General features: G+C 38.5%; 1 pseudogene. It reads left to right on the top strand.

Annotated elements, in window-relative coordinates:
- Nucleotides 1–105 precede the first annotated feature (105 nt).
- Nucleotides 106–321, top strand: a pseudogene (locus L6C30_RS14780) (integrase); the annotation flags it as partial.
- Nucleotides 322–390: the final 69 nt, after the last annotated feature.

Below are 390 nucleotides of genomic sequence, written 5' to 3'. Positions count from 1 at the left end.
CAGTCCTTAACAGATTTACGGAATTAGGTCGACCACTTACCCAAGTTACGCCTTAAATTTGGCTCAATTAGGGGCGCTTTGCATTTCAAATCTTTGTGCAACAAAGCCGAGAAAATATGTAAAAAACTAAATATTGAACTTACTCCCCATGGATTGAGGAGATCATATAAAACGTTAGCTATTTGGGCAAAAATCAATGAAGGATCTTTAGCACAGATATCAGGTCATAAACCAAGTGCATTAGTTGAAAGGCACTACATCGTACGACCTATGGATATGCGTAAGCGTCCGCTGAACACACCTTATGAATTCATCCTATAAGCCTTAATTTAGTCCCCACTTAAAAACAAGTGGGGACTAAAATTTATGACTACAAATCACCAGACATCC

This window comes from Acinetobacter sp. KAM396 (assembly GCF_021602765.1).
GTDB lineage: Bacteria > Pseudomonadota > Gammaproteobacteria > Pseudomonadales > Moraxellaceae > Acinetobacter > Acinetobacter towneri_A.
Note: the sequence above shows the minus strand (reverse complement) of the source record. Positions and strands in the feature narration are given on the sequence as shown.